This window comes from Tardiphaga sp. 839_C3_N1_4, assembly GCF_051811045.1.
GTDB lineage: Bacteria > Pseudomonadota > Alphaproteobacteria > Rhizobiales > Xanthobacteraceae > Tardiphaga.
The window spans coordinates 4,309,236-4,331,329 of the sequence record NZ_JBPWQD010000001.1 but is presented as its reverse complement, the minus strand read 5'-3'; the positions used below and the strand labels follow the sequence as shown (position 1 = coordinate 4,331,329).

The 22,094-nt window shown below is 59.5% G+C and carries 26 protein-coding genes; all 26 read right to left on the bottom strand.

Translation table 11 applies throughout. From position 1 onward, the window contains the following. Window positions 1-56: 56 nt before the first annotated feature. The gene (fliQ, locus tag AB8A38_RS20755; protein ID WP_116659873.1) at window positions 57-323 is read right to left on the bottom strand and encodes a flagellar biosynthesis protein FliQ; all 267 of its coding nucleotides are present in this window, start codon (window positions 321-323) and stop codon (window positions 57-59) included. 3 nt (window positions 324-326) lie between these two features. Continuing rightward, window positions 327-734, bottom strand: a complete 408-nt coding sequence (flgD, locus tag AB8A38_RS20750; RefSeq protein ID WP_439087243.1) for a flagellar hook assembly protein FlgD — start codon at window positions 732-734, stop codon at window positions 327-329. A gap of 15 nt (window positions 735-749) precedes the next feature. Beyond that, a complete protein-coding gene (gene flbT, locus AB8A38_RS20745) occupies window positions 750-1,157 on the bottom strand; it encodes a flagellar biosynthesis repressor FlbT (RefSeq protein WP_315844274.1) in 408 nt (135 codons plus the stop codon). 8 nt (window positions 1,158-1,165) lie between these two features. Further along, window positions 1,166-1,513, bottom strand: a complete 348-nt coding sequence (gene flaF / locus AB8A38_RS20740; protein WP_068729866.1) for a flagellar biosynthesis regulator FlaF — start codon at window positions 1,511-1,513, stop codon at window positions 1,166-1,168. A 40-nt stretch (window positions 1,514-1,553) separates the two neighbouring features. Continuing rightward, entirely contained in the window at window positions 1,554-2,597 is a 1,044-nt protein-coding gene (locus AB8A38_RS20735; protein WP_089263446.1) for a flagellar hook-associated family protein, read from the bottom strand. A 5-nt stretch (window positions 2,598-2,602) separates the two neighbouring features. Beyond that, window positions 2,603-4,072 (bottom strand): flagellar hook-associated protein FlgK, encoded by a 1,470-nt coding sequence (gene flgK, locus AB8A38_RS20730; RefSeq protein WP_439087242.1) that lies wholly within the window; start codon window positions 4,070-4,072, stop codon window positions 2,603-2,605. Window positions 4,073-4,104: 32 nt separating this feature from the next. Next, entirely contained in the window at window positions 4,105-5,352 is a 1,248-nt protein-coding gene (locus tag AB8A38_RS20725) for a flagellar hook protein FlgE (RefSeq protein ID WP_439087241.1), read from the bottom strand. Between the two features lie 74 nt (window positions 5,353-5,426). Then, complete coding sequence (locus AB8A38_RS20720; RefSeq protein ID WP_315839757.1) at window positions 5,427-5,912, bottom strand: transglycosylase SLT domain-containing protein; 486 nt, start codon at window positions 5,910-5,912, stop codon at window positions 5,427-5,429. A gap of 43 nt (window positions 5,913-5,955) precedes the next feature. Then, the gene (locus AB8A38_RS20715) at window positions 5,956-7,185 is read right to left on the bottom strand and encodes a flagellar hook-length control protein FliK (protein ID WP_439087240.1); all 1,230 of its coding nucleotides are present in this window, start codon (window positions 7,183-7,185) and stop codon (window positions 5,956-5,958) included. Further along, the gene (locus AB8A38_RS20710; protein ID WP_439087239.1) at window positions 7,182-8,369 is read right to left on the bottom strand and encodes a chemotaxis protein; all 1,188 of its coding nucleotides are present in this window, start codon (window positions 8,367-8,369) and stop codon (window positions 7,182-7,184) included. Before AB8A38_RS20710 ends, AB8A38_RS20715 begins: the two co-directional genes overlap by 4 nt. Next, window positions 8,366-9,703: a MotB family protein gene (locus tag AB8A38_RS20705; RefSeq protein ID WP_315839759.1), complete on the bottom strand. Its 1,338-nt coding sequence runs from the start codon at window positions 9,701-9,703 to the stop codon at window positions 8,366-8,368. Before AB8A38_RS20705 ends, AB8A38_RS20710 begins: the two co-directional genes overlap by 4 nt. A gap of 1 nt (window position 9,704) precedes the next feature. Further along, complete coding sequence (locus tag AB8A38_RS20700; RefSeq protein WP_439087238.1) at window positions 9,705-10,400, bottom strand: hypothetical protein; 696 nt, start codon at window positions 10,398-10,400, stop codon at window positions 9,705-9,707. Continuing rightward, window positions 10,397-12,040 carry a flagellar basal-body MS-ring/collar protein FliF gene (gene fliF, locus AB8A38_RS20695; protein ID WP_439087237.1) on the bottom strand — a complete coding sequence of 548 codons (1,644 nt, stop codon included), beginning with the start codon at window positions 12,038-12,040 and terminating at the stop codon, window positions 10,397-10,399. Before fliF ends, AB8A38_RS20700 begins: the two co-directional genes overlap by 4 nt. A gap of 129 nt (window positions 12,041-12,169) precedes the next feature. After that, window positions 12,170-13,468 (bottom strand): flagellin N-terminal helical domain-containing protein, encoded by a 1,299-nt coding sequence (locus AB8A38_RS20690; RefSeq protein WP_315839762.1) that lies wholly within the window; start codon window positions 13,466-13,468, stop codon window positions 12,170-12,172. 222 nt (window positions 13,469-13,690) lie between these two features. After that, window positions 13,691-14,425: a flagellar type III secretion system pore protein FliP gene (gene fliP / locus AB8A38_RS20685; protein WP_439087236.1), complete on the bottom strand. Its 735-nt coding sequence runs from the start codon at window positions 14,423-14,425 to the stop codon at window positions 13,691-13,693. Then, entirely contained in the window at window positions 14,422-14,907 is a 486-nt protein-coding gene (locus tag AB8A38_RS20680) for a flagellar basal body-associated FliL family protein (RefSeq protein ID WP_439087235.1), read from the bottom strand. The genes fliP and AB8A38_RS20680 overlap by 4 nt, the downstream gene beginning before the upstream one ends. A 12-nt stretch (window positions 14,908-14,919) precedes the next feature. Then, entirely contained in the window at window positions 14,920-15,624 is a 705-nt protein-coding gene (flgH, locus tag AB8A38_RS20675) for a flagellar basal body L-ring protein FlgH (RefSeq protein ID WP_410001750.1), read from the bottom strand. Further along, window positions 15,621-16,277, bottom strand: a complete 657-nt coding sequence (locus tag AB8A38_RS20670; protein ID WP_244558224.1) for a MotE family protein — start codon at window positions 16,275-16,277, stop codon at window positions 15,621-15,623. Before AB8A38_RS20670 ends, flgH begins: the two co-directional genes overlap by 4 nt. 66 nt (window positions 16,278-16,343) lie before the next feature. Then, window positions 16,344-17,444: a flagellar basal body P-ring protein FlgI gene (gene flgI / locus AB8A38_RS20665; protein WP_315844276.1), complete on the bottom strand. Its 1,101-nt coding sequence runs from the start codon at window positions 17,442-17,444 to the stop codon at window positions 16,344-16,346. After that, a complete protein-coding gene (gene flgA / locus AB8A38_RS20660) occupies window positions 17,444-17,920 on the bottom strand; it encodes a flagellar basal body P-ring formation chaperone FlgA (protein ID WP_315839765.1) in 477 nt (158 codons plus the stop codon). Before flgA ends, flgI begins: the two co-directional genes overlap by 1 nt. Window positions 17,921-17,945: 25 nt before the next feature. Then, complete coding sequence (flgG, locus tag AB8A38_RS20655; protein ID WP_089263432.1) at window positions 17,946-18,734, bottom strand: flagellar basal-body rod protein FlgG; 789 nt, start codon at window positions 18,732-18,734, stop codon at window positions 17,946-17,948. 9 nt (window positions 18,735-18,743) lie between these two features. Continuing rightward, the gene (locus tag AB8A38_RS20650; RefSeq protein WP_068729891.1) at window positions 18,744-19,064 is read right to left on the bottom strand and encodes a flagellar hook-basal body complex protein FliE; all 321 of its coding nucleotides are present in this window, start codon (window positions 19,062-19,064) and stop codon (window positions 18,744-18,746) included. Window positions 19,065-19,066: 2 nt separating this feature from the next. Continuing rightward, window positions 19,067-19,483, bottom strand: coding sequence for a flagellar basal body rod protein FlgC (flgC, locus tag AB8A38_RS20645; RefSeq protein WP_315839766.1), 417 nt, complete (start codon window positions 19,481-19,483; stop codon window positions 19,067-19,069). Window positions 19,484-19,494: 11 nt separating this feature from the next. Next, on the bottom strand, window positions 19,495-19,872 hold the full coding sequence (gene flgB / locus AB8A38_RS20640; RefSeq protein WP_092141368.1) for a flagellar basal body rod protein FlgB: 378 nt from the start codon (window positions 19,870-19,872) through the stop codon (window positions 19,495-19,497). A 93-nt stretch (window positions 19,873-19,965) separates the two neighbouring features. Next, a complete protein-coding gene (gene flhB / locus AB8A38_RS20635; protein WP_315839767.1) occupies window positions 19,966-21,042 on the bottom strand; it encodes a flagellar biosynthesis protein FlhB in 1,077 nt (358 codons plus the stop codon). 12 nt (window positions 21,043-21,054) lie between these two features. Beyond that, window positions 21,055-22,092 (bottom strand): flagellar motor switch protein FliG, encoded by a 1,038-nt coding sequence (locus tag AB8A38_RS20630; protein ID WP_315839768.1) that lies wholly within the window; start codon window positions 22,090-22,092, stop codon window positions 21,055-21,057. Between the last annotated feature and the right edge of the window lie 2 nt (window positions 22,093-22,094).

The following is a 22,094-nucleotide window of genomic DNA, read 5'->3' as shown; positions in this document are numbered from 1 at the left end:
TCATGGCCGCACTGTGCAGCGCCGACCTTGCGTGAAGATGGTGGAGACGATGGCGGCTAGAAGCCGCGTTCGATCCGGCCGTAGAGCACTTCGGTGAAGGCGAAGATATGGGCTCCCATGAAAGAGCCGGTCACGGCGACCACGATCAACATCACCACGATCTTGGGGATGAAGGTCAACGTCATTTCCTGCACCTGGGTCAGTGCTTGCAGGAGGGCAATAGCGATGCCAACGAACATCGCGGCGCCGACCGCCGGGCCGGCGGCAACGATGATGGTCCAGATCGCCTGCTGGGCGATATCGAGGGCGTCGCGCTCGTTCATGGCTCAGCTAATGGTAATGCCGGGCCCGAGCTGGACCTTCGTGCCGTTTTCGAGCGTGGCAACCGCACCGCCCTGGATGATATAGACTTCCTTGATCTTGCCGGTCGTGCTCGTTCCGCTTTCATCCGTGAACGAAGCGGTGCGGCCGATCAACCCTTCTGCTTGGGTGATCGCGCTGGTCGACAGCAGCGTATCGAGCTTTGTATTGGTCTGAACCGCCTGCTCGACGGACGACAGCTGCGCAAGCTGACTCATATATTCGGTTGAATCGGTCGGATTGGTGGGATCCTGGTTGCGCATCTGCGCGATCAGAAGCTGCAGGAAGCCGTTGTAGTCGATCATGTTGGTCGACGACGTCGGCGTCGTCGTGCTTGTGGTGGATTTCGCGGTATCTACGCCGTTGACGATCATCTCGCTCTCCCTGGGTTAGGCCACGACCGGCAGCAGCATGTCGGCGCCGCTCAGGATCGCCTGTTCGACTTCGAACAGAGCCCGGATCTTCCGCAACGCCTCGTAATAACGTTTAGCCTCGACGAGCTCCTCGATCGCATCGAGGCCCTGCAACAATTCCTTGTTGTCGGCCGCCGCGTAGATCGCGCAGCGCTGATGCCCAAACACCGCGCGCGCCTGTTCGATATCGCCCGGGCTCATCAACATCAGTTGCACAACGAAATAGAGCTGCCGAAGCGGCGTTGTCGCATCGGCGACCTGCATGACCTGGCTTTCCAGCAGGAAAGTCACGTCGTTGATCAGTTCCAGCGTCACCTTGCGGTCGACCCGCAAAACTGCGCCGTTAATGTAGATTTTCTCGCCCGATCGCAGCGATATGCACATTGGCTTCTTCATGCCAGCGAATCCCGGATGACGATATTGATCGCAACGAGATCGCTCACGTCCGACAACTGCCCTTCCCGGAGGCGCTCGGCCTCCTTGATGACCCAGAGACCAATCGAAATCAGCTGCGCTCGCAACTGCTCGGGCAGGCCGTTTCGCGGATTCGACAGATCCTGTATGAAGAAAGTCCAGAGATTACGGATATAGAGTAAGGCGTCTGTTTCTTCGGATGAAGCAAGCGCACCGCTCTGGATTTTCTGAAGTAGTTTAATTCCGTGATTCAGCGCTTGTTGTTCCCTGGATCGCGCCTCGCGGCCGCTATCCTCGATTTCCGCGTCGTAACCTGCCAGTGTCATTTCAATCGATAACCTGTTGCTTCATAGATCAGCCCACCTATCAGAGATAATTGAGGATGCTGAGGTTCTGAATTTGCGCGGTCAGCGCATGCGACATCTCCAACTGATTTTTCAGAGAGTTGACCCGGACGGATGCCTCTTCCGGATCGACCACTTCCATCGCGTTGATCTGCTTGTTAACGATGTCGGTCTGCACCTTGAGACGACTGGTTGCATTTGTTGTCTGTTCCTGCGCGGTGCCGAGGCGTGCACCGACACTCGCAAGGTCGGACACCGAACCGCCGACGAGCAGCAGCGCCTTGTCTGTAACGGCCTGGAACGCGCTCTGATTCAGAGTTTCCAGACCAAGCCCGCTGAGCATCGTGTAGGCCATCGCCAGGTTGCGGAATGCCTTGTCATTGGCGCTGGCGGAGGAATCGACGGTTTGTGTCGTAGAGATGCGACTGCGCATGACCTGATCGGATGCCGAAGACCAGTTCGTTCCCCAGGCCGGATCGTCGAATTCGGTCGCAAACGCATTGTCGAGGAAGTTATTCATGGCGGCGGGGGTGATATTTACGGCAGCCACGTCACCGGGCGGAAAACCAAAAGCGGCAGTAAAAGCCGCATCGATCGCCGTCTTGCTGGCCGAACCGGTCTGATAAGGCGTCATCGGCTGTTGTGCCGTATTGATGCCGGCGAACAGATACTGTCCGTCCATCGACACATTGAGCGTCGTGAGAAGCGACTGGAGGTTCGACGCTGCTGGCTGCGCGATGATGACGCCGCCATTTGCCGAATTGCGCGCCGCCAGCAGATCTTTCTGGAAGGACTGTGCCGTCTCGATCAATTGCGAAACACGCTCCTGCGTGACGTCCAGGCGGGCACTCACGAGCGCATTGGTATCGACGATCTTCTCCATATCGAGAAGCTCCGCACGCAGGGTCACGTCGCGACCCGTGAGTGCACCCAGGCTCCCCCCGACGTCAGCGAGCCTTCCTGTCGTCGCCTCCTTGGTGGCCTTTGAGATCGCCACCTGGCTTTTCGACGCGGAGATGCGCAGGGTGGTCGAGATCGAGTTCGATGAAATGAAATTTGTAGCCATATCGATTACCCCACCGCCATCAGAAGTTCTTTCAGCATGTCGTCAATCGTTGAGATCAGCTTCGACGATGCCGAGAAAGTGCGTTCGACCTGCAACATGAAGGTCATCTCATCATCCATGTTGACGCCATTGACGTTCGACAACGCATCGGCGCTGCGCTCCAGGAGCGTCTGGCTATAGGTGGCGTCGTCGCCCACGCTCTTGCGCTGCGATTCCAGCCAGCTCACCGAGGAGCCGGCAAAGTCGATGAGGCTGCCGCTAGGCTTGCCGAGCGCGGCCGGATCATAGGCTCGGGATGCCGCCATGCCATCGACGAGGCCCTGAATGCGAGCGAAGAAGCCTGCTTGGCCTCCGGCATTGTAAACGTAGTTGGCGCCATTGATGCCACCGTCGCGAATCAGGCTCGGATTGCCACCCAGCGCCTGATCGACCAGATTGGTGACCTTGATCGTGCCGGCGAGCCCGACGTTGATCACGCCCGCGGTTGGCATTCCGGGTCCACCGGCATAGGTGAAGAGGCCGGTTTGGTCTGGTCCAACGGCAGCGCTCTGATCCTTCTCGGAAAAAATCTCGATCACGGCGCGCGCAACTTCGTCGAGCTGATTCTGATAGGTCACCATCTTGTCGTCGCGAAGCGTCGCGAGACCGGCGAGCTTGCCGGAGCCGATCGGCATGATCGCGTTAGCGCCGGTAACGGGAACGCCATCGATGACCACAGCGTTACCCGTTGTGGCGGCCGTGTAGGAATTTGTCGGAGCAAAGGTTACGGAGCGAGCGGTACGCTCGAACAACGTGACCCCCGAATCCGTATAGACAACCATGTCATTGTTTGCGCGGGTGGCAAACGTGATCCCGACCTCCTGGGACAGCTTCGACAGAATACTATCGCGCGTATCGAGGTAGTCGGTGACGTCGGAGCCGGAGATCGTTCCCTTGATGATCGCCGTATTGACCGTCTCGAATTGTGCCAGAAGCTGATTGATATTCCCGACCGACGTCGCCATTTCGGCGTCGGCATCCGCGCGAACAGTCTGCACGGTGTTGGTCGAATCGTTTAGCGATGCTGCAACATTTTTGGCTGCCGTGACGGCGGAATTCGCGAACGTCACGTTATCCGGCGCCGATGCATATTGCTGCAGGGCGCTTTTCAGCTTGGCCAGTTGCGCCGCGGCAGACTGATCGAGCTCGGGGTCGTCGATGGTGACGGCCGCAACCTTCTGCAGACCGTTATAAAGAGCATCCTGCTGTGCGGTGGTTGATACCGCCTTGACGACATTGTTGAACAAGCCGGCGCTGGCGGCCCGCTGAATACCACTGACATAGACACCGCTGCCCGGCTGGGAAACGATCAGAGCATTCTTGCGGGAGTAGCCGTCCTGATGCAGGCCGGCGACGTTGCGCGAGATGACGGAAGACTGGACGCCCGACGCCATAAGCGACGAGCGGGCCGAATTGAGTGCGACCGTAAGTGACATTGGGAACTCCCGTCAGTGATCCGCGCTGCGCGCTAGCGCTTCAGGTTGACGAGTACGTCGAGCAGGTCCGCGCCGGTCTGGAACACCTTGGAATTCGCGGTGTAGCCACGCTGCGACTCGATCATCGCCGTAAGCTCGTTGGCCAGATCGACGTTGGATGCTTCGAGCGCTTCCGGCTTGATGGTACCGAGACCGCTATTGCCCGCGAAATCGACCTGGATGTTGCCGGAGTTGGTGCTGATCGAATAGACGTTCCCGACTTCGGGCGAGAGATTGTCGGGGCTCGGCACCGTCGCCAGCGGAATCTTGTAACTCGCGATCCGCGTGCCGTCGTCGAAGATCGAATACATGGTGCCGTCCGAGCTCACTTCCACACGGTCCAGCGCGCTCGGCGCGTTGCCGTTGGTCGTCGCCTTGAACTGGAACTCATCCGCGACTTGCGTCATGCTCGCCATGTCGAAAGTGACGGGCGAGCCACCTGGGATTGTGAAAGTAGGCATCGTGGTCGGGCCCGGGGTAGCGAGACGGCCCTTGCCGGTCGCGCTGACGTCGAAAGTGAAGGTTTGAGTGGCCAATGCCGGATTGGTATAGGGGAGGCCACCGCCGGCCGGTGCGTCTTTGCTGTCGTAGACTTCCACGCGCCACGTATTGGCGGCTGTCTTGAACATAAACATGTCCAACTTCACCGGATTACCGATATTGTCGTAGGTGATTACCGATGTCTTCGACGTGTAGGCATTAGGACCCGCGCTGATCGCAGCATTGGAATCCAGGTTGGCGCTACTGATGCCTGCCTGGGTCGTCGGATTTCCCAGCAAGGACTGCTGCGCGATGTTTACGACCTCGAGATTGCCGAGGCCGTTGGCAACGACGTTCGGCTGGGCGCCATTCTTGATGTTGTAGCCCATCAGATAGTAGCCACCGGTATTGTAGAGATTGCCCTGGCCATCCGGAACGAAAGAGCCCGCGCGCGTGAGGTAAGGCGTGCCTCCTGCGTCGCTGACGACGAAAAATCCGTTGCCCTGGATCGCCAAATCGGTCGCGGACGTCGTGTAATTCATCGTACCGGGATCAGAGATCGCATAACGAACCTGCGTCTCGACGCTGCCGGAATTGTAGTTTCCAGTTCCGCTGCGAAGAATAAGGGAGGAGAATTCTGTCGAGGCGCGCTTGTAGCCTGTGGTATTCACGTTCGCGATATTGTCAGCGACCGTTGCCAGCTTGTTCGATTGCGCGTTCATGCCGGAGCCGCCTGTGCGCATCACCCCATACAGACTCATCGATTATCCTCCGTTTCACGTGTGAAGTATTAGAATTGAAGTTGCTTGTGTGAGGCTGGCGGTTATCCACAGGGTCATCGTGACGCAGTGCGTTCCGCGCAGAAGTCGCGTGCCTTGCTCGTCCATGACCCGAATCCGCTCGCGACAAGACTGCCGATAACGCTGCAGATGTAGCGTTTCTGGCCGACAATATTGGTCGGCCCGGCATTGTAGCGCGCGACGGCCATCGTCCAGTTGCCCTCGCGCTCACGCAAATCTTTCAGAAATCGTGCGGCGTAGTCGACATTGCGTGCCGGATCGAACATCGCTTCCACACTGGGAAATTTCTCGCCGTGATAGCGGTGATTGATCTGCATGCAGCCGAGGTCGACTAATTTGGCGCCCTTGCTTTTCTCCTCGGCGAAGCGCGCAACGGCATTGCGCAGATCGGTGGCCAGCACCGTCCTGCCATCAACATTGAGCGCATAGGGATTCAGCACGCCCTTGCGCCCGGTCTCGCTGAGACCGACCGCAAAGAGAACGCCGAGTGGCACGTTGTGACGGCGTGCCGCGCGCGCCATCTCCCGTTCGCACGGCCCCTCGGCGCGTGCGTCCGTTACAGCGCTAGATATAAACAGTGCTGCTGCGAACCCGATTGCTATTCTGGTCCTGCTGCCGTTCTGACGGCCTTGGCGATTGCTCATGATCCTGCCTGTTATGCCGTGCGCCGCTCTGCGCATCGCCGGACGACCGCCCCGAAGAACCACCGTCCGCCTGCGATCCGCCTGACGACGGCAGCGAAGAACGTTGATCGGACGGCGCTTGTTGTTGCTGTTGCTGCTGCCCGTTGTTCAGATTTGCGTCGGGGGTGCGGGTATGATCGATCGCCGCGATGTCGAACGTGTAGCCAGCCGACTGCATGGCGTCGGTGAGCGCGCCGCGTTCCTGCCGCAGCATTTGGGTGGTTTCGTAGCGATCCGCAGTGAGATGAATCTCCACGGAATCGCCGGCAAGCCGCATCTTCACGGTGACAGAACCGAGATTGGGCGGATCGAGTTCGAGCGTCATCATACGCACCGGCCGGCTATCCGCAGCTTTGTGCGCTTCGAGCCCCGGCGCGTCGGCCGCGCGAGCCCCTTCAGGCGATGCGACGGCCGACAGATCAGTCGCCATCCGATCGACGATCTTTTGCAACGTCGTCACCTGTTGCACCGGTTCGAAATGCGTCTCTTGTTCACGAACGACCGCCTTGGCGGCTGGAAGCGGCTTGGTATCCGTCGTCTCGACCGTCAGCGTGAAACGTTGCGTAGTAGCCGCATCGGCGTCAGGCACGTCGGCCGTTGTGGCCTGAATGAGCTTCGCGGGATCGCGCGGAACATCATCGGTCTTCACGTCCGGTACCGAGATGCGAGACGCCGCCTTGCCGTCGCTTGGCAAAGGTGAGTGTGCGTGATCGAGCTTGGCCATTACCGCGCTGAGCGCGGGGTCCGGTCCGCGCCAGGGGGCAGATTTTGTCGCCCCCTCCTCGCCCTTCGTGGCCTTTGAATCGTCATCATCGGCTTGGTCGTCGCTGACGTTCGGCTTTTGCGCGACCTCGCCCGTCAATTCCGCAAGAACGGATGCCGCGTCGAGCATCGGCTTTGCATCAACGATTTTCGCGTCATCAGCTGCCTTGGCAACATGCGGCGTGACTGTTCTGCTCTCTTTTGAGACCAGGCGGAGCTGCTCGCGAAAATGATCCGCCTTCTCCTTGCCGTCCTTGGCATGGGCACCGCCGTTCAATCCGCCTTTCGCTCCAGCCTTTCCGGCCGCTGTCTGGCGAAGCGCTGCCATCAGGAGATCGGCATTGTTCATCGGGTTTTCTCCTTTAGTTGCTCCTGCGACGCATCGAGCAGCTTTTGCGCGCGATCAACGGCGGCAAGAGAGCGGCTGAAATCAATGCGCGGCCGCATGGCCGTCTTCACTTCGCTGCTTCCGTCGCTCTTGGCCTTTGCCTCCGGAAGCGCCTTTCGAACATTCAGTCCAATGGCAAGCGCCGCGGTTTGTAGTTCGACGTCACGTTCGGACAGTTTTGCCTTGTCGATCTGCTCAAGCTCGGCGATTGCCGTACTGTGTGCCGATGTGGCGACGCGTGCCGCGGCACGGTACAGGCGCGCGCGCACGCGCTCGGCGCCGTCGTCATCGGACAATGCAAATACACGGTCGGCGGCAAGCACCGTCATTTCGGTCTTGCCGCGAACCAATGCCGTTCTTGCAATCAGAAGATAGAGCGCACGCTGGCTCGCCCGATCGAGATGATCGAGCACGGCGACAAGACGCGGAAAACGATCGGGTCGCTGCACGAAGCTGAAGCGTGCCACAGAGAGCGCAAAGCGCTGGCGGAAATTCCCCGCATAGATGGAATGCCGATATCTGCGAAAGTAACGCACCGCGAGGGCTTCGAACTTGTCGAAGTCGTCGTCCTGTCCGACGATGAAAATCTCCCTACGCAGTGCCGCTTCCTCGACCAGCGTGCCCGGCATCATGAGCCGCACCTCGTCAAGCAATGCGATCGCGACCTTCAGGTCGTCCTGCGCAACCAGTGCCGATTGCACCAGCGCAATCTCCGCACCGAGCGCCGCAGGCAGACTACGTGGCTTGATATTCGCGAGCTTCGACTTCGCTTCGTCCGTACGCCCTTCGACATAGGCGATAGCGCCATCGACAATGGCCTCGTCAATATTCAGCACGTTGCGGGAACGGAGGTTCGCGACCACTTGCGGCGACCCGCCACTCAGGAGGAAGGTGACAGCTGCGCGCGAATTGCGCGGCTCCTTCCAGACGGCGGCATCGGCTTTCAGGAAATTCTCACCCAGGCGCTTCAGCAGGGCGGGTTGGGAATTGTGAGCGTCGAGATCGCCGCGCGCGATCTGATCTTGCAGCATCTGCAATAAACGAACCATCTGATACGGTTCGCGCATTTGGTCGTCGGCCGGCTGCGCATGTGCGCTGCCAAGACAGGCTAGAAGCGTTGCTGCAATGATCCTGGCGCTGGTCATAGCACGGGAGCACGGATCAGAAGCTCGATCCGCCGGTTCTGCGCGGCAAGCGGGTCGTTCTGAATTTTCGGCCGGCGGTCTGCATAGCCCTCGATGCGCTCGACCCGAGCGGCGTCGAGGCCGCCGCGCACCAGCATGTGATACGCCATATGCGCACGCGCGGTCGAAAGCCGCCAATTGTCATATTCCGATGTGCGATAGACGCGGCTATCGGTGTGACCGCGCACGATGACCTGGCCACGGTTCTGCGCGATCATCGGCGTGATCTTGTCGAGCGCACGAACAAGACCGGGCGTGGGCTCGGCCGAGCCGTTGGCAAACATTCCGTAATTCACGTCGTCCGTCAGATTGATCAGCAGTCCTTCGGGAGTCTCCCTCACTTCGGCAACCGGACGCGCCGGTCCAATGGTGACCAATGCCGCCGAGATCGCGGCCTGGAGCTTGGCGGCGTCCATCGGCTGGGCCTTTTCAGCCTGGGCGGGCGCCTTGTCAGGCTGCGCCTGGGATTTATCAGCCGGTGCTGCGGTCTTGTCAGCCTGAGCCGGTTGCGGGCGACCCGCTGCCGGATTGGACTTGTCGCCATCGTCGGCAAACAACCCGGCGGGCTTCGGTGCCTCCTGCTTGTCGGATTTCGCGGGAGTTGAATTCGATCCCGACATCTCCTGACCCGGGGTGCCGGTGGCATCAGGCTTGGCATCGAGCGGGCGCGGCTCCTGGCCCTCGCTCGCCGCAGCAGCAACATCCTCGCCGAATGGAAGGCTGCCAGCGTCCTTGCGTCCCGACAGCTTCTTCTCGAGCGACGAGATCGACGCCATCGGCCAGTTGATCGGATCGAAGGGGTCCCGATAGGCCTCTCCGCCCTTCAGCCCTTCCTTACGATTCGGGTCGAGCGCCGCGCTGGTCTGTCCCGGACGCGGAGGACCGCCGGCAATCTCCGACAGCACCGCATAAGGATCGCGAAACAACGTCGCCTCGCCATAGCGCGGTTGTGGAGGCTGCGGACGCGCAAGCGCATCGGTCGGCTGACCTGGCTCCGGATGCGGCCACTTGCTCTCGCCTTCCACGGCCTTGCCGGGGTCAACCCTCCGGGCGTCGTTGATGCCCTTGCGATCCGGTGTTGAGTCGGTCAGCTTGATCGGATTGAAATAGGTGGCAACGCTCTCACGCGTTTCCTGATTGGTGGCATTGATCAGCCACATCACCAGAAAGAATGCCATCATCGCCGTCATGAAGTCGGCATAGGCGATTTTCCAGACACTGTTCTTCGTCTCGCCGCTCTCAAGCGAACTGCGACGGCGGATGATCACTATTTCTGGCGGAAGCGGATCGGCCATCTCAGCTCTGGACCGCCATCTTCAGTCGTTCGGTCCAGACCTTGAGCTGAGTCTCGAGCACGATCTGATCAACGACAATAGACGCTTCCGCTTCGGGGCCGGCACGCAATTCCGATGCGATGGCGCGGACGCCGAGCTTGCTGCGGATCAGTTCGAGCAGCTCCGATGGGCCTGTGATACGCAGAACCGGGCGGCGGCTATCGGTTGTAATCGACGACAGATGCTCGATGAATGACGTAACTGCCTGTTTCTGCACGGCGTTACTGATGAGCGGCTCGAGGAGTCGAGCGACTACGCCGGCGATCCTTCCCTGCAACTGGTCGCCCATTTCGGCGATATCGCCGGCGAGCTTGGCCGCAGTCTCGTTGAGCAGTTGCTGCCGTTCTTCGGCGGCCTGCGCTGCAAGTGCCTGCTTCTCCTGCTCCATGCGCCGTTCGAACTCGGCGAGTGCGCTCGCATAGCCTTCGGCGCGACCACGCTCATAGCCATCATCCTCCTGCACGACAGGCGGCTTTGGCTGCATCTGCGGCTGGGGTTGAAACGACGGCTGCTGCTTTGCCTTCTGCAGAAGTGGCTGATGCTGCGACTGCACGCTGGAGTGATGCAGATGGTCGAACGGAACGACGCGGCTACGTGTTTTTGGCGGCTCCGGTCGATCGAAATCGGCGATCAGACGTGCGACTTGCTCTGCGCTCATACCGCTTCCTCTTGTCTGATCCATTGTTTCAGAATCGCCGCCGCCTGCTTCTCATCGAGCTGGATGATCTGTTCCAACCGCCTCTGCGGCGTATTCTGCATACTGCTCGAGACATCCTGGATAAGATTGGGCGGAGCCTCGCCTCCTGTCAGAGCCGCGGTCGCCATCGTGCTGCCGCCACCGAGAAGCGCATTCGTCTCCGCCTGGAACTGCGTTGTCTCGTCCGTCTTCGCACTGGCCAGGATCGTATTGATCGCTGGGCGCAGACCGAACCAGATCAGCATGCCGGCCACGGCCAGGATGGTGATGGCACTCACGAGACTGCCCGCCTGACGCATCATCACTTCTGTGAAGGTGATCGACGGCACCGGCGTGAGATCGCGCGCACCTTCCATGAATTCGACTGCCGAAACCTGAATCTGGTCGCCACGCGGGCGATCGATGCCAGCTGCGGTCGCAGCAATCTGCGAGATCTCCGCGACCTTGGCTTCGATCGCAGCATCGCTCACCTTGTCGCCGAGGCTCGCGATGAGACGCGGCCGGTTGACCAGAACGGCGAGGAACATCTTGTTCACTACGAAACCATCGCTCGTAGTCGTCACCGTCTTCGACGACACTTCGTAATTGGTGATGTCTTCGCGGCGCTGCTTCTCGTCATTCTGATTCTTGGCACCGGTCGCATTGACCTGCTGATCTGGCAGGTTCTGCTGAACGGTTGTCGGCTGCTGTCGATCGAGGCTCTGCGATGTTTCCTTCTCTCGTACAGCGCGCACAGAGCGCTGCACCCGCGAATCTGGATCGTAGACCGTCTCGTTGGTCTGTTTCTTATCGGTCGACAGCTGGGTCGCAACGCTGACCTCGAAGTTATCGAGCCCCAGATAGGGTGTCAGTGCCCGGCTCACATTCTCCTGGATCGAGCGGCTGACGACCTTCTGCAAATTGGCCATCGTGGTCGGCGTTGCCCCGACGCTGCCGCTGCCGTCATCGTCCGAAAGCAGCGAACCGTCACTGTCGAGCACGGTGACCTTGTCCGCGGTCATTCCCGGCACGGCCGCAGCTACGAGATGGCGCACCGAACGCGCCGTGCGTGCATCCGCCGGGCCATCCGTTCGCAGTACGACCGAAGCCGATGGCGGCGACTGCTCACGCCGGAATGAACCACGCGCAGGCATCACGATATGAACGCGGGCTGCCTTGACGCCTTTGAGAACCTGGATCGTTCGCGCAATCTCGCCCTCGAGCGCACGCACGCGCGTGATTTCCTGCATGAACGAGGTCAGGCCGAGCGAGCCGATCTTGTCGAACAGCTCATAACCGCCGCCGGTGGTGCTAGGCAGGCCCTTGTCGGCGAGTAGTGTACGAGCCTGGGCGGTCTGTCCGGGACGAACATAGACGGTATCGCCCGCCGTATTCAGATCGAAAGCGATATTCGCGTCGCGCAGCACCGAGCTGACACGCGTCACGTCCTCGCGGCTAAGACCCGAATAGAGAACATTGTATTCCGGCCGGCTTATGTAGTACGCGCCGCCGCCAACACCGCCAAACACAGCGAGGCCAACCACCGCGAGCAGAATGAGACGCTTCGTACCCAGCTCAAGCAGATTGTTCCAGAGCTTCTGCGCGTGCTCGCGATTGACCATAAATACCCCTGCCCACTTCCGAATCGATCATCGATTGTGAAGCTTGTCCGAGGGTTACGGAGAGCTGGAAAGCGAAATGGCCGCGACCTATGACGGTCGCGGCCATTCCCATTCACGATGTGAGAGCGATTAGCCGCGGAACAGCGACAGGATGCTCTGGCTGCCGGCATTGGCGATCGACAGCGCCTGAATGCCCAGCTGCTGCTGCGTCTGCAAAGCCTGGAGGCGGGTCGATTCGGCGTTCATGTCTGCGTCGACGAGCTGGCCGATACCGCGATCGAGCGAGTCAGTCAGGGTCTTGACGAAGTCCTGCTGCAGACCGATGCGGTTCTTGATGGCGCCGAGGTTGGTGGCGGCATCGGTGATCTTGCTCAGCGCTTTGTCTGTACCCGAGATGTAGGTCTCGAGCGCAGTCAGATCGGAGGCGCTATCGGTGAACTTCGAGATGTCCAGATTAGCTACGCTGAAGGTGGTCCAGCCACCATTCTTGTAGACGTCGTAGGTCTGGTCGAGAACGCCTTTTTGGGTCGCCACGTTGGCGGTAGCCGCTGGCTGCAACGCAACGGTACCGCCGGTCGCGCCACCATTGGTGCTGGTGGTAGCGATCGCGGTCGTGCTGGCGTTCTTGATCTCGAGCGTCTTGCCATCGGCATTGACACCAACAGTAAGGCCCTGAATGCCCAGACCGTTAAGTGCCTTGGCGATGTCCTGAACCGTGGAGCTCTGCGACACGTTGATCGTGGTCGTCGTGGCAGTTCCACCAAGTGGCGTGACGGCGAAAGCAATCGTGCCCGTGGTCGTGGCGGGCGGACCAGCCGCACCGACGGTGGCCGGATCGAAAACGAGGGTCGTCGTCGTGGCGGCAGCGTGAGCCGTGATGTAGGCGGCGTCGAGCGTCGTATCGTAGAGCTTGATGGCGTCGAGGTCGATGGTGAGCGTGTCCACCGAAACGACACCGCCGGCGCGGGAGAAGGACGACACGACCGACTTCGTCGAGTTGTAGGTGGGGTCCTGTGAGTCGACCGAGATCCAGTTTTCACCATTGAACACGGCCGAGTCGGCAGTATTCTTCAGCTGCTTCTGAAGTTCGGTGATTTCGCTCTGGATCTTGGCGCGGTCGACACCTGGGGTACGAGCAGCAACCAGTTTTTCCTTGATCGACGAGACGACGTCGACCGTGCCTTCGAGGCCAGTATACATCGTGTCGATGGTCGCAGCGCCGAGACCGAGAGCGTCCTGCACGGCGCCCAGAGCCTGAACGTCCGAACGCATCGTGGTAGCGATCGACCAGTAAGCGGCGTTGTCCGACGCGGTCGCTACGCGATAGCCGGTCGAAATACGGTTCATCGTGGTGGAGAGGTTGGCATCGACCGAGCGCAGGGTCTGCAGCGCGGTCATTGCCTGGGAGTTGGTCATCAAGCTAGACATCGTATGTCCCTTTAATTTGATTGATTTGCTGGGGACATACCGGACTTTCACCGGTACGAGAGGGCGGCATCATGCCTTTGGAATGTCGATATCTGATCGACCCAACCTGTCGTGAATTGCAAGCTAGCCGCCAAACCTTACCCAAAGCTGAAGGGAGCGGCGGCTCGTATAGTTAACAGCGATCATTTGATTCGTCACTTACCTTGTGATGAATCAAATGATCTAGAGAAACGATTTCACAAGGCCAACTGCGAGCAAATTCCAGCCGTCGATCAGTACGAAGAATAGTACCTTGAACGGTAGCGCGAACACCGTGGGCGGCATCATCATCATGCCCATCGACATGGTCAGCGTTGCAACGATCATGTCGATCACCAGGAATGGCATGACGACAAGAAAACCAATCTCGAATGCGCGGCGAAGCTCAGACACCATGAAAGCCGGAATGATGATTCGCAGATCGACCCGCTGGCCGTCGAGTTTGACCTTCATACTCTCGGCCGCGAGGTTCTCGAAGGTCTGCAGATCCTTTTCACGCACGTGCTGCAACATGAAATCCCGAAACGGATCTGTGACTCGCGAATAGGCTTCCTGCTCCGTGATCTCATTCTTCATCAGGGGCTGAAGGCCGTTCGCCCACGCGCGATCGAAGGTCGGCGCCATCACATAAAATGTGAGGAACAGCGCAAGGCTGATCATCACGATATTGGCCGGCGTGGTCTGCAGGCCAAGCCCTGTGCGCAGGAATGAGAGTGCGACGACGAAGCGCGTGAAGCTCGTCACCATGATGAGCAAGCCCGGCGCCAGTGACAGCACCGTCAGCAACGCGACCATCTGGATGATTCGGCCGCTGGCACTACCCTCGCCCTGCGGAAGCAAGGTCGACAGATCCGGAACCTGCGCCATGGCAGCCGTCGGCAGAAGCACCAGGAGCAGGATCGGAATGATACGCTTCATTGCACCACCAGCGTCTCGATGATCAACTCTCGGACCCTGCCGCTCGAACGCGTCAGCGCGCGCTCATTCAGGTCTTCGCGCAAATATTGCAGGCCGCGGGCACCCTCGATCTGCGCGGGTGTGAGCGTGCGCAGATAGGCTGCAACATCCTCGCCGATGCGGGCGACCACGATACTCGCCTCCTCCTCGGTCAACTTGTCGGTCACGATCGACGCCTCCATGCGGATCCAGGCATTTGGCGGCGCCGCCAGATTGGTCACGACCGGTGTGATCTTGCGCAGACGATCATTGGGATTGAAGGCCGAGGAGATCGGCTTCTCCGGGACTTCCTTCTGGCTTTCACTGATGCGTTGGAACGTCGACATCAAATGCAGGCTTGCCAGCGCACCAGCCCCGACGGAGAGCGCCGTGACGAGCAGCAGGGCGCCAAACCACTGCATGAACCCGGAGCGCTGGCCTTCATTCGCGGTGTCATCGGCCATGAGCGATCCCCATCAGAATGGCGCGACCTGGTCGTAGACCTGCTGGCCCCAGTTCGGCTGCTGCACTTCCATAGACCGGCCGCGCCCGCCATACGAAATGCGGGCTTCGGCGATCTTCTCATAGGCGATCGTGTTGTTGCGGCTGATATCGATCGGGCGCACGATACCGCCGACGTTGACGATGCGCATTTCGTAATTGACGCGCATCTCCTGCGAACCGCTAACCAGGAGATTGCCGTTCGGGAGTACGTCGACAACGACTGCAGCCACCGAGAAACGTACTTCTTCGTTCCGGTCAATCTTGCCAGCGCCCTTGTTCGACGACTGGGACTTGACGTTGGTGTCGAAATTTCCCGCCGAGAGCCATTTGGCAATATTGGCCGAATAGTCGGACTCAACCTTGATCTGCGAGTCACGCGACCGATCCGTCTTGTTGTCGAGGATCGCCTTGTCGTTCATCAGAATATTCACGGTCAGAAGATCGCCGACCCGCGTAGCCCGCGAATCGCGGTAGAGGTCCTTGCGGTCATTCCAGATCGAGTGAGGGCCTGCGCTACGATAGGCACGCCTCTCGATCGGGATTGCGCGCGCATCGACCTGCATGCCGTTGCCAATCGGCGACATGTAGGGTGCCTGGCCAACCTCGGCGAGATTGCTGGCGCAACCGGTCAGGCACGACAGTGCGACCGGAATCAGAATCACTCTTAACCACATCATTTCTTGGCTTTCCCGTCGTCGGTGCGACGCATCCCGGCAAGCGTGTCGGCGAGGTGTGCGCCACGTGCCGGCTCCATTTCATTGAGGATCGCGCTGGCCACGCGAACGCGCAGCTTGGCGAGAACAGCAGCTGCCGTGTCATCAGCCATGCTGGCAATCTGCTGCGCCGCGGCTTCCGGATTCATGCGCGAGTAGATTTCGACGACGTTATCTTCTGCCTTTTTGAGGAATTCTTCGCGCAACTTCAGCCATTCCTCATATTCGGCACGCTTGGCCTCAAGTTCCGCAATGCGCAGCTTCAGCTTGGATTCCGTCGCTTCCAGCTCTTTCTGCTGCCACGCCACACGGGCATCGAGCGCCTGATCTGCGATGTTGCTGCAAAAGCGCGCGACGTCGGATTCCTGGGAGTTCGCGGCTGCGCTATCCTTTTTGTCGATTGCGCCCGTGATCAGCGCCGAATCGGCAGGCGGACGCACCACCGGGTCCTGCTTGTTTGCAGCTGGACGGGGGCGCGCGACTTGCGGCGTCTTTGCAAATTCACCGAGGTTCAGCGGCTTTGAGAGCTTCTGCTCGGGTTCGGCCGATGCCTGTGTGGACAGCACCATACCGACCAGCATGAGGAATTTGATCGATCGATTTGCGACGCGCGCCATTCGTGTTCTCGTGATTCAGCTGAGCGAGCGTTGCACGCTTTGGCTTGCGTGACGCTGACCCGCGCCTTACTGGATGACGAGTTCCGCCTGAAGCGCACCGGCCGCCTTGATCGCCTGTAAGATCGCGATGATCCCCTGCGGCTTCAGCCCGATCTGATTGAGACCACGCACCAGGCGCTGCAAATCTGCCCCGCGCAGAATGGCGATTTTGGCGCCGGGCTCATTCGCTTCGATGAAGGTCTGCGGCACCACCACGGTCTCACCGCGCCGCGCAAACGGTGACGGCTGCGATACGATCGGCGCCTCGGTGATTCTCACGGACAGATTGCCATGGGTCACCGCCACCGTCGAAATCTGTACATTCCGGCCGATGACCACTGTTCCCGTACGTTCGTCGACCACGACCCGCGCCGGCGTATCCGGCTCGACCAGCAGTTCCTCGATCTCGGCGATAAAACGCACCGGCGAGGTGCCACGCGGCCGGGACAGTACGATAGTACGATAATCGCGTTCGAAGGCTACGGCCTTTTGGTAACGGCCACTGCCATGCGCATTGATCGCATCCATGATGCGCGTTGCGGTGACGAAATCCGGATTCTTTAGCTCAAGAATGAGCGATTCCATCTCGCTGAAACGCCCCTTGACCTCACGTTCGATCAGCGCGCCATTTGGGATGCGGCCAGCCGTGGCCACACCCTGGCTGAGCGTTTGTGCAGCGCCTTCGACGTTGTAACCGCCTACGGCGATAGCGCCTTGCGCGACAGCATAGGTTTCACCGTCGGCGCCGCGTAACTGCGTCATCACCAACGTTCCGCCAAGCAGGGATGATGCGTCGCCCAGCGACGAGATCGCGACGTCGATTCGCGAACCACCTGCGACGAACGGCGGCAGATCGGCCGTTACGACGACCGCTGCCACGTTGCGCGTACGCAACGAAGTGCCACGGATATTGATGCCCATATTGTCGAGCATCGATTGCAACGACTGTTCGGTGAACGGCGCGTTGCGCAACGTGTCACCGGTGCCCTTGAGGCCGATCACTAGGCCATAGCCGAGAATCTGATTCTCGCGCACGCCCTTGAGATTGGCGATGTCTTTCACGCGCACAGCGGCATCTGCTGTCGAAAACGAAAGCGAAAGCAGGAGACCGCAAAGGAGACGCAGCATCATCCGTTTTGAATCCGCACTGATCCGTCTTGCTGGACGATGCCCCGAATGGTGACCCCGGTATCGAGGTTGCGAAGCTGCACCATCATGCCAGCGCTGCCCGACTGCAGGGACGTTGCATAGGTGACGATAATGAGCCCGTCATCCTCGACGAGCACCTTCACCACAGCGCCGCGGGTGACGGCCTTGAGATCCTCGAGCCCGTTGATCGGAATCAGGTGCCCTGCCAACAGAGTGCGACGCGCGATGCGGCCAACGAGCGACGCACGGTCGTTGATAAAGGCACTTGCACCCTGAATATTGGGCGCAAAGTTGCGATCCATGATCATTTCATCTCTGATGACGTCACCAGGATAGATCGCGGTGGCTGGCACGGGATAGCGAACGGCCTCTTCCGCCGCATCCGCGACGCCTGCGATGCCGGCCGCGAGCACGAAGCTCGCGACCCAGCGGGTGACAATGGTGACTGCGCGCATCAGGCCGAGATCCCGTTCTGTGGATTTACCGCATACCCTTCGAGATGGTTGAGGCCATCTCGTCAGCCGCCTGGATGACTTTTGAATTCATTTCATAGGAACGCTGCGCCGAGATCAGCTCGGTGATTTCCTTCACCGGATCGACGTTCGAACTCTCAAGATAGTGTTGATGCAGCTTGCCGTAGCCAATATCACCTGCGAAGCCAACAACGGGCACGCCGGATGAAACCGTCTCGCGATAGAGATTTCCGCCGAGTGGGTCCAAACCAGCTTCATTTGAGAAGTTCGCGAGCGAGAGTTGCCCGAGCTGAACTGGCGCAACGGTCCCGTCGACCTTCGCAAAGACCTGACCGGACTCGTTGACAGTGACATCCACAGCATTCTGCGGGACGATGATCGCAGGCGTCACCAGATAGCCGTCCGGCGTCACGAGCTGGCGGTTTTCATTCAAGTTGAATGCACCGGCACGTGTGTAGAGTGTCTCACCATTGGGACCGGCAATCTGGAACCAGCCGCGGCCATTGATGGCCATGTCATAAGTGTTGCCAGTCTGCGCCATTGCGCCCTGCAGATGCAGCTTGCGCACGGCAGCCGAACGCACGCCGAGACCGAGCTTGGCGCCTTCCGGTACCGCGCCCTCACCGCTTCGATTGGGCACACCCTGCGCACGGTCGATCTGATAGAACAGATCGGTGAATTCCGCGCGGGATCGCTTGTACGAGGTCGTGTTGATATTCGCGATATTATTCGCGATCACTTCGACATTAAGCTGCTGCGCGCCCATACCGGTGGCAGCAATGGCCAGAGCTCTCATGATTAAACCTCAAATCGCCATTCGGCTGACTTCTTGATACGCCTGAACGACCTTGTCGCGGACGGCGACAGCCATCTGCAATGACCGTTCGGCAGACATGACCGCCTCGACCACCTTCTGTGCCGAGAGCTTGCCGTGAATGGACTGGATTGACGCGGCTTCGCCGGCCTTGATCGAACCGATGGCATCGGCTGCCACCTGTTCGAGGACGTTGTTGAAACCGACGGTGGCCGCACCGGGCTGCACCGCGGGTGTCGCGGAATTGATGACTTCGCTGGTTTTGGCGAGCTCACCAGCACTGCTGATGACTGAGGATACCGCTTCAAGCATGGTTAGCTCCTCAAGAGATCGATGGTCATCGACACCATGGATCTCACCTGTTTGATGACCTGTAGGTTGGCCTCGAAGGACCGGTTGGTTTCCCGCATGTCGCCCATTTCAATCAACGAGTTCACATTGGGCAGCTTTACATAGCCGGTTGAATCGGCAGCCGGATGGCCTGGTTCATAGTCCACACGGAACGGCGCCTGATCGGTTCCGACATCCTTCACCTTGACCATGCGCACGCCGGCGGCACGGTCCATCTCGGCCGTGAAGGTCGTGGTCTTGCGGCGATACGGATCCGAGCCTGGCGTGCGGCCCGTCGAATTGGCGTTAGCAAGGTTCTCCGACACGACCCGCAAGCGGGTCGACTGCGCTTCGAGGCCGGAACTTGCGATCTGAACAGATGCTTGCAACGGATCAATCATCGTCATCTCCCTCAGGTCTTCATGCTTGTCATGAACATGCGATGAAACGATTTGACGATCGCCGTATTCAGTGAGTAGTCGCGATTGATATCGCCGGCCTTCAGCATTTCCTGCTCGAGGCTGACAGAGTTGCCGGAGTGCACGGTTTCCCAGCTCTTCTCCTTGCGCATGCCCTGGGCTTCAACTGAAGAACCGGTCGTGATGTGCGCCGGTGACGTCACCGTCACGGGCACGACCTTCGATTCAATGATCTTGTTGAACGGCTCGATATCCTGCGCGCGATAGCCCGGCGTGTTCGCGTTGGCGACATTCGCCGAGATTGCGGACTGCCGCAGCGACAGCCATCGCTCATGCGATGAGGCGACGTCGAAGAGATAGACGGGTCCCACTTATCCCCCAGGCAAACATGATTCCTTCATCATGGTTTACAAATGGAAACTTGTCCGAGGCTGGAGATGCGCATCACGACATGCGCCGAGCGCCTATACGTTCGTCTTCTGCTTTCGCGAATGCAGGAAGTAGATGATTTCTGCGACAGGGCGGAAGAACTCCGACGGAATCATCTTGTCGATGTATGCGACATCGTACATCGAGCGCGCCAGCATCTTGTCTTCCACCACCGGAACACCATTCTTCTCGGCGATTTCCCTGATCTTCAGCGCGATCAGGTCCTGCCCCTTTGCAAGCACCGTCGGCGCAGCGTCTTCGCCCTGCTTGTACTTCAGCGCAATCGCGTAATGCGTGGGATTCGCGATCACCAGCGTGGCGCGCGGCACGGCCGCCAGCATCGACTTGCGGGCGCGATCGCGCGCCAACGAACGCAACCGCGATTTGACGATCGGATCGCCTTCGGCCTGCTTGAACTCGTCCTTGATCTCCTGCTTCGTCATGCGCAGTTCGCGGCGCCAATGGAAGCGTGCCCAGACGAGATCGAGCGATACCAGGACGATGGTCGCAATGCTGATGGCGGAGACGAGCCGCATTGCGGTAGTCAACACCAATTCCGGAACGGCCGCCGGATCGCTAAACAATGCATTCACGGCCACGGCCTCCTCAGCCCGCAGGACGATCATCACGACCAGACTGATAGCGGCGAACTTGAAGACCGACTTTCCGAATTCCACACGTCCCTGCGCACCGAAGATTCTGCCCCAACCTTTCGCTATTGAGATGCGCGAGGCTTCCGGCTGGATGCGATCGAACACAATTCGCGGTGCGTTCTGCAGGAACGATGACGCCAGCCCCGCCAGCATCAGGACAATAACAATCGGAATAACCAGTCCCGCCGCACTCATACCGACCGCGGAGAGCAACTCGATAGCATCCGTTCCATTACGGATGCGGATGCCCGACGGATCGTCGATCAATCGGGCTAAAGTGATTGTCAGCTTTCTCACGTTGTCGGTGGTTAGAAAGCTCTGAATAATCAATAGCGCGAGCATAGAGGCGAAAATCGGCGCTTCGCGCGAGACCGGGATTTGGCCCTTCTCTACGGAATCACGAACCTTCTTCTCTGTCGCCTCTTCGGTTTTACTGTCCTTATCGGGTTCGTCAGACACAATGCTCTATCTTCAGGTGAATACTGGCTGATCTTCTTGATCGGGATTGAGTTCGATTTCGCCGCGTCCAGCCATATCGAGCGCAAGGTCGGTAATGGCGCGCCGCGCGTCCAGGATCTCGCGCTGATTCGCAGGAATACCGTTTGCCAGTTCGTGGTCCACCAGACGACGGGTCCGCGAGGCGAGCGACGACAGAATGAGCTCGCGGAACGTTGTATCCGATCCCTTGAGCGCCATCACCACGCGGTCGGTCGGCACCTGATCGAAGATCAGCATGCGTGCCTTGGCCGTGAGGTTGACGATATCGTCGAAGGTAAACAGCATGCCCTTCAGAATTTCGGCGGACTTCGGTCGCGATTCGGTGAGGTTCTTCAGCGATTCCTCCATCTGCGTCCGCTCCATCTTGTTGATGATGTCAGCCATGCGCGGATAGGTGTCGGACGCCAGGTTTCGAGCGAAATTGATCATGAAGTCTTCGTGCATCGTTTTCTCGATAATGCCCATGGCATCCTCGACAACAGGCTTGAGGCTGAGCATGCGCCGCATCAGGTCGTGCCGGATATCCGGCGGAAGATGACTCATCACGCGGGCAGCACACGCCGGCTTCACCCGCGAGAGAATGAGTGCAGCGGTTTGCGGATGCTCCTTGAGCAGATAGTTGGCGAGCAGGCTTTCCGAGACGAGAGAGATGCGCTCCCAAACTGACTTGGTCTTGTTGCCCAGAACTTCGGAAATGATGTCAGTAATCTGGTCCGGCGGCAGCACGCCGTTCAGCAGCTTCTCCAGCTCGCCGACGGTGCCGAAAATATTCGGACCTTCCGAGAAATTCTGAGCGAATTCCTCGATGATTGCCTCGAGCTCAGGCCCCGAGATGGGCTTGAGCTCAGCCGCAGCGCGCGTGACCAGTTTGATCTCTTCGGGATCGAACTCCCGAAGCAGGCCGCCCGAGAGCTCACGCCCCATGGCTAGCAGAAGAGCTGCCGCTTTCTCGGTACCACCCAGCGGTTTGACGCTGGTGCCGGCGCGCTTAGCAGGTGCATTGAAGGCCATGG